Origin of the sequence: Halomonas sp. (assembly GCF_031581305.1) — a bacterium.
GTDB lineage: Bacteria > Pseudomonadota > Gammaproteobacteria > Pseudomonadales > Halomonadaceae > Halomonas.
This window is the reverse complement of the sequence record NZ_JAVLBC010000015.1, coordinates 1-17716: the sequence shown is the minus strand read 5'-3', so window position 1 is coordinate 17716 and position 17716 is coordinate 1. Positions and strand designations below refer to the sequence as shown.

12 protein-coding genes are annotated in these 17716 nt (G+C 67.2%); 4 read left to right on the top strand and 8 right to left on the bottom strand.

Annotation, left to right across the window (positions count from 1 at the left end; translation table 11 throughout):
- Window positions 1-18: 18 nt before the first annotated feature.
- The 3 genes from speA to RI841_RS02750 all read right to left on the bottom strand — a co-directional run bounded on the left by speA (window position 19) and on the right by RI841_RS02750 (window position 3313).
- Entirely contained in the window at window positions 19-1941 is a 1923-nt protein-coding gene (gene speA, locus RI841_RS02760) for a biosynthetic arginine decarboxylase (protein ID WP_310704057.1), read from the bottom strand.
- Window positions 1938-2897 carry a homoserine kinase gene (locus RI841_RS02755; RefSeq protein WP_310704056.1) on the bottom strand — a complete coding sequence of 320 codons (960 nt, stop codon included), beginning with the start codon at window positions 2895-2897 and terminating at the stop codon, window positions 1938-1940. The genes speA and RI841_RS02755 overlap by 4 nt, the downstream gene beginning before the upstream one ends.
- 122 nt (window positions 2898-3019) lie before the next feature.
- Window positions 3020-3313 carry a DUF2782 domain-containing protein gene (locus tag RI841_RS02750; protein ID WP_310704055.1) on the bottom strand — a complete coding sequence of 98 codons (294 nt, stop codon included), beginning with the start codon at window positions 3311-3313 and terminating at the stop codon, window positions 3020-3022.
- Window positions 3314-3468: 155 nt separating this feature from the next.
- Between RI841_RS02750 and polA the strand changes: the two genes are divergently transcribed.
- Entirely contained in the window at window positions 3469-6237 is a 2769-nt protein-coding gene (polA, locus tag RI841_RS02745) for a DNA polymerase I (RefSeq protein ID WP_310704054.1), read from the top strand.
- 213 nt (window positions 6238-6450) lie between these two features.
- Here the strand turns inward: polA and RI841_RS02740 are convergent, their stop codons facing one another.
- Window positions 6451-7482, bottom strand: a complete 1032-nt coding sequence (locus RI841_RS02740; RefSeq protein WP_310704053.1) for a Fe(3+) ABC transporter substrate-binding protein — start codon at window positions 7480-7482, stop codon at window positions 6451-6453.
- A gap of 242 nt (window positions 7483-7724) precedes the next feature.
- On the opposite strand from RI841_RS02740, the gene RI841_RS02735 reads away from it, so the two are divergent.
- Window positions 7725-8906, top strand: coding sequence for an ABC transporter ATP-binding protein (locus RI841_RS02735; protein WP_310704052.1), 1182 nt, complete (start codon window positions 7725-7727; stop codon window positions 8904-8906).
- Here the strand turns inward: RI841_RS02735 and RI841_RS02730 are convergent.
- The 4 genes from RI841_RS02730 to dctP all read right to left on the bottom strand — a co-directional run bounded on the left by RI841_RS02730 (window position 8826) and on the right by dctP (window position 13683).
- A complete protein-coding gene (locus tag RI841_RS02730) occupies window positions 8826-10430 on the bottom strand; it encodes an iron ABC transporter permease (RefSeq protein WP_310704067.1) in 1605 nt (534 codons plus the stop codon). The genes RI841_RS02735 and RI841_RS02730 overlap by 81 nt on opposite strands.
- A 227-nt stretch (window positions 10431-10657) precedes the next feature.
- Window positions 10658-11986 (bottom strand): TRAP transporter large permease subunit, encoded by a 1329-nt coding sequence (locus RI841_RS02725; RefSeq protein ID WP_310704051.1) that lies wholly within the window; start codon window positions 11984-11986, stop codon window positions 10658-10660.
- Window positions 11983-12486, bottom strand: coding sequence for a TRAP transporter small permease subunit (locus RI841_RS02720; RefSeq protein ID WP_310704050.1), 504 nt, complete (start codon window positions 12484-12486; stop codon window positions 11983-11985). Before RI841_RS02720 ends, RI841_RS02725 begins: the two co-directional genes overlap by 4 nt.
- A gap of 93 nt (window positions 12487-12579) precedes the next feature.
- Entirely contained in the window at window positions 12580-13683 is a 1104-nt protein-coding gene (dctP, locus tag RI841_RS02715; protein WP_310704049.1) for a TRAP transporter substrate-binding protein DctP, read from the bottom strand.
- Window positions 13684-14022: 339 nt separating this feature from the next.
- On the opposite strand from dctP, the gene RI841_RS02710 reads away from it, so the two are divergent.
- Together RI841_RS02710 and RI841_RS02705 are read left to right on the top strand one after the other, a co-directional pair.
- Window positions 14023-16206: a GNAT family N-acetyltransferase gene (locus tag RI841_RS02710; RefSeq protein ID WP_310704048.1), complete on the top strand. Its 2184-nt coding sequence runs from the start codon at window positions 14023-14025 to the stop codon at window positions 16204-16206.
- Window positions 16207-16238: 32 nt separating this feature from the next.
- Window positions 16239-17702: an aminoacyl-histidine dipeptidase gene (locus tag RI841_RS02705; RefSeq protein WP_310704047.1), complete on the top strand. Its 1464-nt coding sequence runs from the start codon at window positions 16239-16241 to the stop codon at window positions 17700-17702.
- The last annotated feature ends 14 nt before the right edge of the window (window positions 17703-17716 follow it).

The window sequence follows — 17716 nt, the reverse complement described above, 5'->3', positions numbered from 1 at the left end:
GTCTGGGGTAGAAAGTGCTCACTCCAGATAGGTGTAGCCGTCCAGCCCGTCCGAGAGGTCGTCGAGGAAGGCCTGCTGCTCGGCCCGTTCCAGGCCGCTGCGCGCGAGCTGCTCGGCCAGCCGCTCGCGCAGGGCAGCGACGTCGAAGTTGACGTAGCCGAGCACGTCGGCGACCCGGTCCCCCTGCTGGATCTGGCTGATCGACCAGCGGCCGTTGCCATCCAGGGCGGCATCCGCGGAGTCGGTATCGCCGAACAGGTTGTGCAGGTCGCCGAGGATCTCCTGATAGGCCCCCACCATGAAGAAGCCCAGCAGCTTCTCGTCGCCCTCCCCCCATTCCGGCAGCGGCAGGGTGGTCTCCACGCCCTGGCCATCCACATAGCCGTCGATGCGCCCGTCCGAGTCGCAGGTGATGTCCTGGATTACCCCGCGGCGCACCGGCTCGTGGTCCAGGCCGGTCAGCGGCAGCACGGGGAAGATCTGCTGGATGCCCCAGACGTCGGGCACTGACTGGAACAGCGAGAAGTTGACGAACAGCTTGTCGGCGAGCTTCTCGGCCAGCTCGTCGTCGATCTCGCGGTGGGCGCGGTTGCGGGTATCGAGCCGTGCACGCAGCCGGGCACAGGCGGCGAAGTAGACGCCCTCGCCCTCGGCCCGGGCGGTGATGTCGGTGAGGCCCATCACGAAGCGCTCGTGGAGCTCGCCCATGGCCTGCACCAGGTCGTGCCAGGCCTCCACCAGGCCGCGTGGCTCGGCCTGTTCATGCAGCAGGTCGTGGACACGCCACAGCTCGTCGACCTGTGGGTCGCCCTCGACCCGGCGGGGGGGCGCCTCGTCGCCGATACGCTCCTCGCCGATCACGTTGGTGATCAGTACCGCATGGTGGGCGGTGAGCGCCCGGCCCGACTCGCTGATCAGGTGGGGCTGGGGCAGCTCGAATTCCTGGCAGGCCAGGCGGAAGGCGTACACCACGTTGCGGGCGTACTCCAGCATGGAGTAGTTGGCGGAGCAGAAGCTGCGCGAGCGGGTGCCCTCGTAATCGACGCCGAGGCCGCCGCCCACGTCCACGGTGTCCACTGGCGCACCCAGCGCCACCAGGCTCTGGTAGAAGCGCGCGCACTCGCGCAGGCCGCGCTGGATATCGCGGATGTTGGCTATCTGCGAGCCCAGGTGGAAGTGCACCAGTTGCAGGCTGGCCAGGGCATCGGCCTCGCGCAGCTGCTCCACCACCGCCAGCACCTGGCTGGCGGTGAGGCCGAATTTGGACTTCTCGCCACCGGTGTTCTGCCAGCGGCCGCGCCCCACGGTGGCCAGGCGGGCGCGCAGGCCGATACGAGGCGTCACGCCGATGCGCTTGGCTTCCTCGAGGATCAGCGGTAGCTCCGAGAGCTTCTCCACGACCAGGTAGACCCGATGACCGAGCTTCTCGCCCATCAGTGCCAGGCGCACGTACTCGCGATCCTTGTAGCCGTTGCAGACGATAAGCGAGGGGCCGTCGCCGGAGAGCGCGAGCACGGCGAGCAGCTCCGGCTTGCTGCCGGCCTCGAGCCCTACGCGCCCGTGGCCGCGCTCCTGGGTGCCGAGGATCTCTTCTACCACCCGGCGCTGCTGGTTGACCTTGATCGGGTAGACGGCGGTATAGCCGCCGCCGAACGCCTCCTCCTGCATGGCGGTGTCGAAGGCGGCGCAGAGATGTTCGACTCGGTCGTGGAGAATGTCGGTGAAGCGCACCAGCACCGGCAGGCGTAGCCCGGCCTGACGCAGCTCGGCCACCAGGTCGTCCAGTGGCAGGGCCGGGCCCTCGGCCTCGCTGCCCAGCGGGCGCACCAGGGCATGACCGGTGTCGTCGACATCGAAGTAGCCGCTGCCCCACTGATCGATGTTCCAGGTGCGCCGCGCACGCTTTGCCGGCCCGGCAGCACTGCTCTTGGACAGACTCATTCGCTCACCTCGGGCAGCGGCAGGGCGCCATCTTCCAGGCGCGCCTTGAGGATGGTACGGAACTGGTCGGGATCATGGGGCGTGAGGTCATGGGCCGGAGGATCCACGTAGACCACCAGCAGCCTCGAGAGCCAGTAGCGCAGGGCGGTCAGGCGCAGCATCATCGGCCAGGCGTCGCGCTCGGCAATGGTCAGTGGCCGGCGCGCCAGGTAGGCGGCGAGGATGGCATCGTGACGCGCGGCGTCCAGGCGGCCGTCTGGGCCGGTGGCCCAGTCGTTGATGACGATGGCCAGGTCGAACAGCAGGTCACCGGTGCAGCCGTTGTAGAAGTCGATCAGCCCACCCAGCCGGTCGCCGTCGAAGAGGGTGTTGTCACGGAACAGATCGCCATGCAGCGCGCCCTGGGGCAGGTCCGGGGCGTCGCCGAAGAACCCCTGGTAGATCTCCACCTCATCCTTCATCAGCGCCTGGTCCTGCGGCGAGAGGTAGACCAGCACCTTGTGATGCATGGGCAGCAGCCAGTGCAGGTCCCGCGGGTTGGGGCGGTGGCCCGGGAAGTGCCGGGAGACCACGTGCATGCGTCCGAGGGTGTCGCCGAGCTCGCGGCACTGGGCCAGGTTCGGGGCGAGGGGGGACTTGCCGGGCAGCTTCGGGAACAGAAGCGCTGGCTTGCCGGCCAGGGTGTGCAGGGCGACGCCGTCGCGGTCGTGCACGGGGCCAGGCACCGGTAGGCGATGCTCGTCCAGATAGTCGAGCAGCTCGACGAAGAACGGCAGCTCCTCGTGCTCGCCCTGCTCGAACAGGGTCAGCACCAGCTCGTGCCGGTCGGTGGTGACGAAGAAGGTGGTGTTTTCGGTGCCGGCGGGTACGCCCTCGAGGGAGACCAGCGAGCCGGCATCGAAGCGGCTGAGGAACTCGACGACCTGAGGTTCGGTAAGCGGTGTGAATACGGCCATGTGTCTCTCGCCCGGGAAATGCCAAGCCGCCTATTGTAGCGACTTGGCACACCGATGCACGTGCCCCGGCTACGGCAGTTGCCCTGCCGGAGCCGGGCGTCTAAGCCAGGGTGACAGCGGGATCAGAAGGTCTTCAGCACCCACTGGGGAACGGCGATACGGTCGCCCTCCCGGCGCTCGAAGTCGCCGTCACCGTCGTGGTCGACCAGATAGTAGGAGGGGCCGGAGGAGGGGCGTATCTCGATGGCATAGAGCTCGCCGTTGACGCGGTACTCGCGGATGATGCGATCCTCCTCCTGGCGGATGGTGATGTCCGGCTCGAGGTCGGTGGAGGACTGCGCCAGGGCGCTGCCACCGGCGGCCAGCGCCAGGACCAGCAGCAGGGCAGTGATCGAACGTCTGGGTAACTTCTTCATGATGACCTCCATGGCCGCACGCGGCAGTGAAGCGGGGTTACCTACAGTGTAGGGGCTTGCGGCCGCCCGGCCTACCACCCACGGCAAAAGGTGGCGGCAATGCGTATCATGGATGATCAGGATCACCTTACGCCACGCTGCAATGGATACCCTACATGGCCGATACGCCCATCGTTCTCGTCGACGGCTCCTCCTATCTGTACCGCGCCTTCCACGCCCTGCCGCCGCTGACCACCTCCGATGGCCAGCCCACCGGGGCGATCAAGGGCGTGCTCAACATGCTCAAGCGGCTGATCAAGGACTATCCCGACAGCCCCATGGCGGTGGTCTTCGATGCCCCGGGCAAGACTTTCCGCGACGAACTGTTCGAGCAGTACAAGTCCCACCGGCCACCAATGCCCGATGATCTGCGTTCCCAGGTGCAGCCGCTGCACGACTGCGTGAAGGCACTGGGCCTGCCGCTGCTGTGCATCGAGGGGGTGGAGGCCGACGACGTCATCGGGACTCTGGCCCGCCAGGCCACCGAGGCCGGTCGCGATGCCGTGATCTCCACCGGCGACAAGGACATGGCCCAACTGGTCAACGACCACATCACGCTGGTCAACACCATGAAGGACGAGACGCTGGACGTCGACGGTGTGAAGGAGAAGTTCGGCCTGTCGCCAGCGCTGATCATCGACTTCCTGGCCCTGATGGGCGACAAGGTCGACAATATCCCCGGTGTGCCCGGGGTCGGCGAGAAGACCGCGCTGGGACTGCTGCAGGGTATGGACGGTGGACTCGAGACGGTCTACGACGATCTGGAGCAGGTCAGGACGCTGGGCTTCCGCGGTGCCAAGACGCTGCCGAAGAAGCTCGAGGAGCACCGCGAACAGGCCTTCCTTTCCTACCAGCTGGCCACCATCAAGACCGACTGCGAGCTGCCGGTGGGGCTCGACGACCTGGATATCGCCCATCCCGACCGCGAGGCACTGCTCGAACTCTATCGGCGACTGGAGTTCCGGGCCTGGCTCTCCGAGCTGCTCGAGGGCAAGGACGAAGGGGTCGACGATGCGGCGGGCGGCGCGCCGCTGCCGGCCGATGACGATGGAGCGGCTGGCCCGGACAACCGTGCCGCTCGGGAGGACCATGTCATCCTCGCTCAGGCGGAGCTGGATGCCTGGCTCGATCGGCTGAACAAGGCTGAGGCCTTCTGCTTTGACCTGGAGACCACCAGCCTGAACTACATGGAGGCGCAGGTGGTCGGCGTGGGGCTAGCGCTCACGCCGGGGGAGGCTGCCTATATCCCGCTGGCCCATGACTATCTCGATGCCCCCGAGCAGCTCGACCGCGAGGCGGTGCTCGAGGCCCTGCGCCCGCTCTGGGAGGGCGACGGCCGGACCAAGGTTGGGCAGAACCTCAAGTACGACATCTCGGTGCTGGCCAACGTCGGCATCGCGGTGGCTGGGCCCCTGGAGGACACCATGCTGGAGTCCTACGTGCTGGATTCCACGGCGACCCGCCACGACATGGACTCCCTGGCACTCAAGTATCTGGGGGAGAAGACCATCTCCTTCGAGGAGATCGCCGGCAAGGGCGCCAAGCAGCTCACCTTCAACCAGGTGGCCCTGGAGCAGGCCGCGCCCTACGCCTGCGAGGACGTCGACATCACCCTGCGCCTGCACCGGGAACTGCGTCCCCGCGTCGAGGCCGAGGGCCGGCTGGGCGAAGTGCTCGAGGCGATCGAGCTGCCGCTGATCCCGGTGCTCTCGCGCATGGAGCGCACCGGGGTGGCGCTGGACCCCGAGCGGCTGCATGCCCAGAGCCAGGAGCTCGAGACGCGCATCCGCGAGCTGGAGACCAGGGCCTTCGAGCTCGCCGGCCGCGAGTTCAACCTCGGCTCCCCCAAGCAGCTCGGGCAGATCCTGTTCGAGGAGCAGAAGATCCCGGTGATCAAGAAGACCCCCAAGGGGGCACCCTCCACCGCGGAGGCGGTGCTCGAGGAGCTGGCGCTGGATTACCCGCTGCCCAAGGTGATCATGGAGCACCGCGGGCTCGCCAAGCTGAAGTCCACCTACACCGACAAGCTGCCACGGCTGGTCAACAAGGCCACCGGGCGGCTGCACACCAGCTACCACCAGGCGGTCACCGCCACCGGCCGGCTGTCGTCATCGGATCCCAACCTGCAGAACATCCCGATCCGCACCGAGGAAGGGCGCAAGATCCGCCAGGCCTTTATCGCCCGACCCGGCTACCGCATCGTCGCCGCCGACTACTCGCAGATCGAGTTGCGCATCATGGCCCACCTTTCCGGCGACAAGGGGCTGCTCGAGGCCTTCGCCGAGGGCCGCGACATCCACGCCGCCACCGCCGCCGAGGTGTTCGGGGTGGCGCTGTCCAAGGTCTCATCCGACCAGCGGCGCAGCGCCAAGGCGATCAACTTCGGCCTGATCTACGGCATGAGCGCCTGGGGCCTGGGCCGGCAGCTGCACATCGAGCGCGGCCAGGCGCAGACCTACATCGACCGCTACTTCGACCGTTACCCCGGGGTGGCGCGCTACATGGAGCGCATCCGCGCCCAGGCGGCCGAGGATGGCTACGTGGAGACGGTCTTCGGCCGCCGTCTCCACCTGCCGGAGATCCGCTCACAGAACCGCGCCCGGCGCCAGGGGGCCGAGCGCACCGCCATCAATGCTCCCATGCAGGGCACCGCGGCCGACATCATCAAGCGGGCGATGATCGACGTCGATGCCTGGCTCGCGGGCGAGGCATTCGATGCGGTGATGGTGATGCAGGTCCACGACGAGCTGATTTTCGAGGTGGCTGAAGATCAGGTCGAGGCCTTCATCGAGGAGATAAAGAGCCGTATGGAAGGCGCCGCCCGGCTGGAGGTGGCGCTGACCGTCGAGGCCGAGAGCGGCGCCAACTGGGATGAGGCCCACTGACTCGGACCAGCCGCCCGGATCACAAGAGGCCCGCGGCAATGCCGCGGGCCTTACAGGGTGACTCGATATGTCAGCTAGGAGCGCCGGGGGCAGGCCGAAGAGGAGGTCCTACGCCAGGGACGGCGTCGGTAGCGCCCAGGGAAGGGTTTACAGCGCCTCCTCGATGGTCCTGCACCCCCGGGGCCTGTCGTCGGATCAGCTCCGAGCGGTGTATCAGCGCCAGCCGACGCGATCGAAGATACGAATCGCCTCGGGATTGTTCTCGCCCAGCACGCTGACGTTCAGGTCGTCCTTCTTGAAGTCGCCCCAGGAAGCGATGACGCCGTCGGTCTCCACGGACGCTACGGCGGGGAATTCGTAGTTGCCGGTGGCGAAGAGGGCCTGGGCCTCGTCGGAGGCAAGGAATTCGAGGAAGCGTACGGCGTTCTCCTCGTTGGGCGCGCCCTTCACCATGCCGGCACCGCCCACGTTGACATGCGCGCCGCGACCCTCCTGGTTGGGGAAGACGATCTCGACCTTCTCGGCCACCTCGCGGTCGGTCTCATTGTCGGAGTTGACCAGGCGCACGTAGTAGTAGTGGTTGGCCAGGGCGATGTTGCACTCGCCACTGGCGACGCCGCGGATCTGGTCGGTGTCGCCGCCCTCGGGGTCGCGTGCGAAGTTGTCGACCACACCCTTGGCCCACGCCTCGGCCTCTTCCTCGCCGTGGTGAGCGACCAGCGAAGCCAGCAGGGACTGGTTGTAGATGTTGTTCGATGAGCGGATGCACACCTGGCCCTCGAACTGCGGATCGGCCAGATCCTCGTAGCGGGTGATCGCGTCGGCATCGACCTCGCTGGGGTCGATGAAGATCGCCCGGACGCGCTGGCTGAAGCCGAACCACTTGCCTTCCGGATGGCGCATGTAGTCGGGCAGCCGCTCGTTGAGCACCTCCGATTCCACGCTGGCGAAGATGTCCTCCTGCTCACCGCGCCACAGGCGGCCGGCGTCCACGGTGATCATCACGTCCGCGGGGCTGGCCTCGCCCTCCAGCTTGAGGCGCTGGATCAATTGGTCGGAGTCGCCCTCGAGGATGTTGACCTCGATGCCGGTCTCTTCGGTGAAGGCCGCGTAGAGCGCCGCATCGGAGTCATAGTGACGGGCCGAATAGACGTTGAGCTCCTCGGCGGCAGAGGCCTGGGAGGCCAGGGCGGAGCCGGCCACCAGGGCGGCGAGAGGCATGGCGAGACGACGGTTCAGTGGCATGGGGACACCTCATGTTGTCGGGTTGCGGTTTAGAATGATAATGCTTTGCATTACACTTTCGCTATTGAAGCGCCTCCCGCCGTCGGCGTCAAGTCCCGCCGGCAGGCGACCTGATCCAGATCAGTGATCGCCGTGCTTTGACAGCCGGCGCAGCGAAATGCGAGCGATAGTACAACGCATTCAGGAGGCTTTCGCGTTACCATGCAGGACACACCTACTCTTTCAATGGCCACTCAGATCCCATGACTAGCCAACCGAAGCTCCCGATTGACGAGAACACTGCCGCACCCGTTCTCGCCATGCACCAGATCCGCCATGCCTACCAGCAGCACCTGGCCGTGGAGGACGTCTCCCTGGAGGTCAAGCCCGGGGAGATCGTCTGCCTGCTGGGTCCCTCCGGCTGTGGCAAGTCTACCCTGCTGCGAATCGCTGCGGGGCTCGAGGTGGTGCAGCAGGGGCGCGTGGAGCTGGGGGGCGAGTCGATGGGACGCACTGGGCGCTCCCATGTGCCTCCGGAAAAGCGTAACGTCGGCCTGGCCTTCCAGGATTCGGCGCTGTTCCCCCATCTGTCGGTGCTCGACAATGTGGCCTTCGGGCTCGAGTCCCAGCCCGCCAAGGAGCGACGTCGCCGGGCCTATGAGCTGCTCGAGCTGCTGGGCATGGAGCACTATGCCCGCGTCTTCCCGCACATGCTCTCGGGAGGGCAGCAGCAGCGCATCGCCCTGGCTCGGGCACTGGCGCCGGCGCCGCAGCTGATGCTGCTCGACGAGCCCTTCTCCAGCCTCGATGCACGCCTGCGCGACCGCATCCGCGACGATACTCTGCACGTGCTGAAGAAAGTGGGCGCGGGGGTGCTGCTGGTGACCCACGACCCCGAGGAAGCCATGTTCATGGCCGATCGCATCGTGCTCATGCGTGAGGGACGGGTGGTGCAGGCCGGAACGCCGCTGGACCTCTATTGCGCCCCCACCGACCCCTTCGTGGTTACCTTCTTCGGCGAGGTGAACGAACTCGAGGGACGCGTGGTGGACGGCAAGGTGGTGACGCCGGTGGGCGATGTTTCCGGCCGGGGGTTGCCCGAAGGCAGCCGGGTGCAGGTGATGATTCGCCCTGAAGCCCTGCGGGTGGTCCCGCTGGACGAGCCGCCGGAGCATCACCACAGCCATGTCATCATGGCCAAGCTGCTGGGACGCACCAGCCTGCTGCACATCTGCGCCCACACCCCCGACGGCCGGGAGTCGCACCTGCATGCCCGGTCCCCGGGGGTCTTCCTGCCCCGGGAAGGCCAGCCGATCATGATCGGCCTGGATGCCTCCCAGGTCTTCGTCTTCCCCCTCGAGGCCTCAGCTGCCGGGGCGGGAGCGGCGCATGGCGATGCTGAGCAGTATCACCGGCAGGATGCCTACTGCCACGATGGCCAGTGACGAGGTCGAGGCCTCGGCCAGGCGCTCGTCCGCGGCGAGGTTGTGGGCACGGATCGCCAGGGTATCGAAATTGAAAGGGCGCAAGATCACCGTGGCCGGCAGTTCCTTCATCACGTCCACGAACACCAGGATGCCGGCGGCGATCAGGCTGCCGCGCATGATGGGGGTATGCACCTTGCGCAGGGTGCCGCCCGCTGTCTGACCCAGGGTCCGGGAGGCTGCGTCCATGCTCGGCGTGACCTTGCCCAGGCTCGCCTCGATGGCATTGAAGGAGACGGCGAGGAAGCGTACCAGGTAGGCATACACCAGGATGAAGGCCGATCCGCTGAGCAGCAGTCCCACCACGACACCGAACTGCCCCTTCATGAAGTCGTTGATCTGATGATCCACCCACACGAAGGGGATCAGGATGCCGACCGCCACCACCGAGCCCGGTACCGCATAGCCCATGGCAGCCACGCGGGTCGCGACCCGCGTGACCTTGCCGGGATGCAGGCGGGCACCGTAGCTGAGCAGCAGTGCCAGGCTCACGGCGACCACCGAGGCGAGGGCCGCCAACAGCAGGCTGTTGCCGGCAAAGGTCAGGAAGGCCGAGCCGAACAGTGCATCCCCGCCCTGGACCGAAAGGTAGACTAGCAGGCCGCTGGGGATCAGGAAGCCGAGCAGTACCGGTGTCAGGCAGGCGAGGGTGGCGGCCCAGGCGCGCCAGCCGTGGGGCGCGAATTCCGGCAGATGCTGGTAGCGACCCGTGGTATGAAAGTAGCGTCGCTTGCCGCGCGAGGCGCGCTCGAGCAGCACCAGGGCGATGACGAAGGCCAACAGGCAGGCGGCTAGCTGGGCCGCGGCCACTTGCTCACCCATACCGAACCAGGTGCGATAGATGCCGGTGGTGAAGGTGTCGACCCCGAAGTACTGCACGGCCCCGAATTCGTTGAGGGTCTCCATCAGCGCCAGGGATACGCCACCGACGATGGCCGGCCGCGCCAGCGGCAGGGCCACGCTGGTGAACAGCCGCCAGGGCCCGCGGCCCAGGGTCCGCCCCACGTCCAGCACGCATACCGACTGCTCCAGGAAGGCCGCCCGCGCCAGCATGTAGACATAGGGATAGAGCACCAGGGTGATCAGGGTGGCCGCCCCACCCAGGGAACGGATGTTGGGGAAGACGTAGTCGCCGGCCGACCAGCCGAAGCTTTCGCGCAGCCAGCTCTGGACAGGGCCGGCGAACTGCAGGAAATCCGTGTAGGCATAGGCGATCACATAGGTCGGAACCGCCAGTGGCAGCAGCAACCCCCACTCGAACAGCCGGCGCCCCGGGAAGCGGCACATCACCACCAGCCAGGCGGTACCGGTGCCGATCACGAAGGTGCCCAGGCCCACCGTCACCACCAGGAAGAGGGTGTTGCCCAGGTAGCGGGGTAGCACGGTGCTGGCCAGGTGTTGCCAGATGCCCTCGGCAGGCATGAACAGGTGCGCCAGCACCACGATGACCGGCAGTGCCACGATCAGGGCGATGCCGATGGTCAGGGCGTTCCAGACACTGAAGGGTAACGACAGGCGGGAGGTGACGGGGGCGCGAGAACTGGCCGGTCTGGTCAACGAGGTCTCCTTCCTGCGAGGTCTGGATGCGAAGCATTTGCGCGTGAGAATTGTATCAGCTGTCTGTCGTGGCTGCAGCTATTACGGCGGACCCGCATCAAAATAAACGCCTGCCGCTCGATGAGCGGCGGGCGTCAGGGGCCGTCGGGGAGGGCTCAGTAGCCGATCAGCAGGGAGGGCAGGCCGGTGACCAGCGCCGGGAAGAAGGCCATCAGCACGCAGGCCAGCACGATCAGCGCACAGAAGGGGATCACCGCCTTGTAGAGGTCGACGATCTCGACCCCCTTGGGCGCCACCCCCTTCAGGTAGAAGAGCGCATAGCCGAACGGCGGGGTGAGGAAGGAGGTCTGCAGCACCACGGCGACCATCACCACGAACCACAGCACGTCGATGCCCATGTTCTCGACGATCGGCAGCATGATCGGGAAGCTCAGCAGCACGATGCCGGTCCAGTCCAGGAACATGCCCAGGATGAATACCAGGAAGAGCATCAGGATCAGCGCCCCGGTGGTGCCGCCCGGCATCGCCATGACCAGGTCGTGGATCACCTGCATGCCGCCGCCGCGGGAGAAGACGCCGGTGAAGGCGGTGGCGCCGACCAGCACCAGCATCACCATGGTGGTGGTCTTGCTGGCATCGATAAGGGTGCGGTAACAGGTCGAAACCTTGCGGTCGCCGAAGATCAGGAACAGCAGGAAGGCAATGGTGACGCCGATCGCCGAGGCTTCGGTGGCGGTGGCGATGCCGGTGAACAGCGCGCCCAACACGCCGAGGATCAGCGACATGGGCGGCAGCACGTACTTGGCCAGCATGATCAGCAGCTCGCGGGTGCTGGTCTCGGCACGCTCCTCTGCGGGCACCAGCGGGCCATAGGAGGGCTTGACGTGGCAGATGATCAGCACATAGAGGGCATACATCACGCCAAGCAGCAGGCCCGGTACCAGAGCACCGGCGAACAGCGCGCCTACCGAGACCGGCGAGTAGCTGGCCATCAGGATCAGCATGATGCTCGGCGGGATCAGGATGCCCAGGCAGCCGCTGGCCATGATCACCCCGGTGCTGAGTTCCTTGTTGTAACCGTACTTGAGCATCGGCACCAGAGCGATCATGCCCATCACCGCGATCGAGGCGCCGACGATGCCGGTGGTGGCGGCGAGCAGCACCGAGACGAGGACCACGGTGAGGGCCAGGCCGCCGCGCAGGTTGCCGAGCAGCAGGCGCATCGCCTCGAACATCTTCTCGGTGACGCCCGAGTCGTTGAGGAAGCGCGCCATCAGGATGAACAGTGGGATGGCCACCAGGACATAGTTGTCCATGGCGTTGCCGTAGATGTTGTTGATCAGGGAACCCAGGATCTTGGCGCCCGGGCCGAGCCAGGCGCCCATCACGGCGATGCCGCCCAGCACGAAGGCCAGCGGATGGCCCATGAACAGGCCGATCAGCAGGCCGCCGAACATGAACAGGGTGAGCATTTCGGGGCTCATGCGGCTTCCTCCTCGCGCAATTGTTGAATGGCGCGAATCACGACGGCGATAGCTTGCAGCAGAAGCAAGAACGCGGCGATGACGATCACCGCCTTCACCGGGTAGACGGGGATGGCCACCATGCCGTAAGTGGTCTCGGTGCGGCTGAAGGAGCGCATGAAGAAATCCCAACCCAGTGTCAGCAGCATCCAGATGAAGGGCACGAAGAAGATCAGGTAACCCAGGATCTCCAGGGCGGCCTGCTTGCGGCGCGACAGCAGCCGCTTGAGAACGTCGACCTCCACATGGGCATGGTGGCGCAGCCCGTAGGCAGCCATCAGCATGAAGTGGACGCCGAACAGCATCTTGGTGACATCGAAGGCCCAGTCACTGGGGCGGCCGACAAAGAAGCGCAAGGCGATGTCGTAGATCACGATCAGCGTGATCACGGCAATCAGTGGGGCGATCAGGCGACCGAATGCCTCGTTGAGGGCATCGATGGCCTTGGCAATGGCGTTCATTAGCGAGGATCTCGTGAATCAGTGGGAACGCGACCGTCAAGCCGGCCGGCGACGATCAGCCACCGGCCGGCAGATGCTCCGGGTATCGAGACCTTACATGCAGGCTTCGATCTCCTCGAGAGAGGGCAGGTCGTCGGTGACGCGGCTCATGTTGTAGGGCACCGAGACGTCACGCCAGTGGGCGTAGTGTTCCAGGTAGCTGATCATGGAGTGGTAGACCTTGGCGTGCATCGGGTCCTCACAGGCGCCCTGGACGATCACCTCGTTGGTGATGCGCTGGATTTCGGCCAGGTCCTCCTCGGAGAGCTGATTGATCTCGGTGCCATCCTCGAGGAACTTCACCGTGCCTTCGGTGGACTCGCGCTCGGACCAGGCCAGCGACCAGGCCATGGTGGCCTCGGCGGCGATCTTCAGTTTGTCCTGAGTCTCCTCGGAGAGGGCGTCCCAGGCATCCTGGTTGATCATCACGCCGAACACGCTGGCGGACTGGTGCCAGCCCGGCACCGTCCAGTAGTCAGCTACCTCGGAGAAGCCGGCCTTGTAGTCCACGCCGGGGGTGGAGAACTCGGCACCGTCGACCACGCCACGTTCGATGGCCTGGTAGATCTCGCCGCCGGCCAGGGTCACCTGGGAGCCGCCGAGCTTTTCGAGCACGCGGCCCTGGTCGCGGCCGGAGAGACGCAGGCGCTTGCCTTCCAGGTCGGCCAGGCTCTCGATGGGCGTGCCGCCGCGGAAGCCGGACTCGTTGTTGGTGATGCCGTAGGGCAGGTAGACCATGTTGTACTGGCCGTAGACTTCCTGGTAGAGCTCCCAGCCGCCCCACTGGTTGATCCAGTTCAGGTAGTCCACGCCGTTGAACAGGCTGGTGGTGGTCGCCAGCGGCGAGAAGGCCGGGCTGCGGCCAGCCCAGTAGCCCGGCCAGTCGCCGGCGGCCTCGATGCTGCCGGTTTCGGTCGCATCGAAGACCTCGGTGCCGGGCATCAGGGTGCCGCCAGCGCGGAATTCGATCTGCACCTCGTCACCGGCGAGCTTGTTGACCAGCTCTGCCCAGTGGCGGTCGATCTGGATCAGGTCCAGGTTGTCCGGCCAGGTAGTGGTCATGGTCCACTGTTCCTGGGCCTGGGCGGTGGAGCTCATGGCAGCGAGAGCAACGCCCGCTGCCAGTCCGGTGAGGGCGAATTTGGTCATCTTCTTCATGGAGGTGCTCCCTTGTGGGTTGTTCTGCTTGTCGAGACGTCGATGGAAGACGGCCATCGGTGCCGGGAAGCGGCCGTCCGCGGCGTGGGCGAGCCTGACCGCCCGGGCAACTCGGCAACAGCAAACAAGCTAGCATGAGATGTCGGACGTGTTCGACCGCGGCCGCGGCTGTTATCGGTCACCGTGCAGGTCCCGGACGCCTAGCCAGGCGACAGAGCGCGTTTTCAATCAACGGGTTGAAACGTTTGTATGACACCCGTAGTGCAATCCCGAGATGCCCGACAACGTTGAAAGGTTGCGTATCCTTAGACCAAAGTTGAGCCTTTGATGGAGCCCCCCATGACCCGCGACCGCCTCACCCCCTTGCAGGACGCGCGATGCCGGCTGGGCCAGTGCCGCTGGCGCGGTCTGGTATGGCTGACGGGCGCGGCCGATACCTGCCGCCGGGAGGCGCTGGCCCTGTGGCATGCTGAGGTCGGGTCATCGCCGCTGTGGGTTTCCGCCGAGCCTGTCGACGGTATCGAGGCCAGGCGCTGGCTGCCGACGTCGAAGGCCCGCACGCGGCTGGGCGGGGAACAGGACCTGGTGGTCTTCGATGCCGTCTCGGCCACGAGTGGATTCGACCCCGAGGCCTTCGGTGCACTGGCCGGCACCCTGCGGTCCGGCGGTTTGATGGTGCTGATGACCCCGCCCGACTGGGGCGCGCGTCCCGATGCCGACTATACCCGCCTGGCCGAGCATCCCTGGCGAGCCGAGCAGCTCAGCGCTCGCTACCTGGCACGGCTCGCCCGACTGCTGCATGCCGACGAACGCGTGATCCATTGGATAGCAGGAGACACACCGCCGCACCTGCGCCTGCCCGAGACTCCGCCAGCGGAGATGTCGCCGACCGTCGCAGACGGTGACTGCCTGACCCGTGATCAGGCCGAGGCGGTGTCACGGCTGACTCGGCTGCGTCGCCGTCGACCGCTGGTACTGACTGCCGACCGCGGACGCGGCAAGACCGCGGCCCTGGGCATTGCCTGCGTGCGGCTGCTGGCGGCGGGGGAGGCCGAGATACTGGTCACGGCGCCGCGCTCCTCGTCAGTGGCCGGCCTCTTCGAGCGCCTGGCGACCCTCTGTCCCGAGGGGCAGCGGCACGGCAACGCTTTCGAGGCGGGAGAGGGACGAGTCGCCTTCCTGCCTCCCGACGCCCTGGCCCACCTGAGCGAGCAGGGCGAGGTCGGTGGCCCCGGTCGGCTGCTGCTGGTCGACGAGGCGGCGGCGATTCCCGCACCGCTGCTGGGGCGGTGGCTCGAGGCCTTCCCACGCATCGCCTTTGCCACCACGGTGCACGGCTACGAGGGGTCAGGGCGTGGCTTCGCGCTGCGCTTCCGCGAACGGCTCGCCCGCCAGACGCCTGACTGGCGGGCGTACCACCTGACCGAGCCGATCCGCTGGGCGGAGGGCGACCCGCTGGAGGCACTGACCTCGAGCCTGTTGATGCTGGATGCCGAGCCTACGGCCTGCCCTGACGCCGGGGGGGAGCCGACCCTTCGGCGTCTGGATCGCGACGTCCTGGCTCGTGACGAACCCCGCCTGCGCGCGCTCTTCGGCCTGCTGATACAGGCCCACTACCGCACCACGCCCGCCGACCTGCGTCGCCTGCTGGATGGCCCGGGGATCGTCCTCATCGTCCTCGAGGCCGGGCCGGCCCTGCAGGGGGTGGTGGTGAGCGGCGACGAGGGAGGCTTCGAGGCAGGCCTCGCCGAGCAGGTGGCGCGGGGCAAGCGGCGTCCGCGGGGCCACCTGCTGGCCCAGTCGCTGGCCGCCCATGCCGGGGAGCGCGAGGTGCTGACCGGCCGCCTGCGACGGGTGCTGCGCATCGCCGTGCCGGCCGACCGGCGCCGCCACGGGACGGGACGGCAACTGATCGAGGCCGAAGTCGCGCGAGCCCGTCGTGACGGCATCGACCTGCTGGGGGCGAGCTTCGGCGCCGAGGCGGGGCTGCAGGCCTTCTGGCAGGCGTCGGACTTTCGGGCGGTACGCCTGGGGCTGACCCGGGAGACGGCCACCGTCGAGTACGCCCTGATGGTGGCAAGGCCCACCAGTCCGACGGGAGAGCGGCTCGCCGAGCGCCTCCAGGCCCGCTTCCACCGCCAGCTGCCGGGGCTGCTGGCCTTCGAGCTGGCTGAACTGGAGCCGGCCGTGGTGGTGGCCCTGCTCGCCGAGGTGCCCGCCGCGTCCCTGGGCGACGCGGATCGCCGCGACCTCGATGACGTGGCCTTCGGTCATCGCGAGCCCGCCCTGGTCCGCCCGGCGATCCAGGCCCTGGTAAGGTGGCGTGCGGTGAGCCTGGCAGCCCGCCAGGACGAGACGCTGGCCCTGCTCGCCGCCTGGGCCTTCCAGGGTCGAGAGACGTCCTGGCTGGCGGCGCGCCTTGGGGTATCGGGCAAGCGAGGCGTGCAGGGGCGTCTGCGCGAGATCGTGGCAGGCCTTCTCGACGGCGATCACGAGCTTTCCCCCGTCGAGGCCGGCCGGTAGAGTTCCCGGGTCAACCGCGAGACAGAACCGCCATGAATGCACATCTCGAGCAGCTCTCCCCCCGCCCCCTGTGGCGCCACTTCCGCACCCTGTGCAACACGCCGCGTCCCTCCGGGAATGAGGCCGCGCTGGTAGCGATCCTGGAGCGCTGGGCCGACGGCCTGGGGCTGGCCCACGACCGCGACACCTTCGGCAACCTGCGCATCCGCAAGCCCGCCACCCCCGGTTTCGAGTCGGCGCCGGGAGTGATCCTGCAGGGCCACCTGGATATGGTGGCCCAGGCCAATGCCGATCATCCCCACGACTTCACTCGGGATCCCATCGAGACCCGGGTAGGTGACGACGGCTGGCTGCACGCCCGGCATACCACCCTGGGGGCGGATAACGGCCTGGGGGTGGCGGCGGCGCTGGCGATCCTCGAGGACGAGGCCCTGGTGCACGGCCCGTTGGAAGCGCTCTTCACCCTGGAGGAGGAGTCCTCCATGGGCGGGGCCCTCAACCTGGCCGAGGACTGGCTCGAGGGGCATCTGTTGCTCAACCTGGACTCCGAGGACCGTGGCCAGGTCTATATCGGCTGCGCCGGCGGCGCCGACGTTATCGTCGAGGCGCAGTTGCCCAGCGCGCGGCTGGCCGAGGGAGAGCGGGCGCTACGGCTGTCGCTGACCGGGCTCACGGGAGGCCACTCCGGCATTGACATCCACAAGGGACGTGGCAATGCCAACCGACTGCTGGTGCGGGTGCTGCGTGCCCTCGAGCCCTTCGGCGCTCGGCTGGTCGACTACCATGGCGGCACCCTGCGCAATGCCCTGCCGCGCGAGGCCTTCGCCACACTGGCCCTGCCCGACGATGAGCAGTCATCTGCCAGCGAGCGAGTGGCCGTGCTGCAGGAGGAGCTGCGCGCCGAGCTGGCCGGCGCCGACGAGGGGCTCTCCCTGGCGCTGTCGCCACTGGACTCTCGGCCGGCCGAGGCGCTGACGGAGCAGGCCAGCCAGCTGCTGGTCCGCGCCCTGCACGTGGCGCCTTGCGGCGTCGAGCGCATGAGCGTTGCGGTACCCGGAGTGGTGGAGACCTCCAACAACCTGGGCGTGGTCAGCCTGGAAGGTGGACGCTTCCACCTCTGTGCCCTGGTGCGTTCGCTGCGCGACAGTGCCACGGTGGACCTTGCCGACCGCTTCCGGGCGCTGTTCGAGCTGATCGGGGCGTGCTCCCGGATCGAGAATGCCTATCCTGGTTGGACGCCGAATCCGCAAGGTCCGCTGCTGGCGCGATTCTGCCGCCTGCACCGTGAACGGACAGGTAGCGACCCCCAGGTCAAAGTGATCCACGCTGGCCTCGAGTGTGGCATCCTCGGCGGCAAGTACCCGCAGCTGGATATGATCTCCTTCGGCCCGCTGATCCGCGGCGCCCACTCCCCGGACGAGCGGGTGGCGCTGGATTCCGTGTCGGAGTTCTGGGGACTGCTGCGCGCGCTGGTCGAGGACCTGGCCAAGGGCTAGGTCCTGTCCCTCGG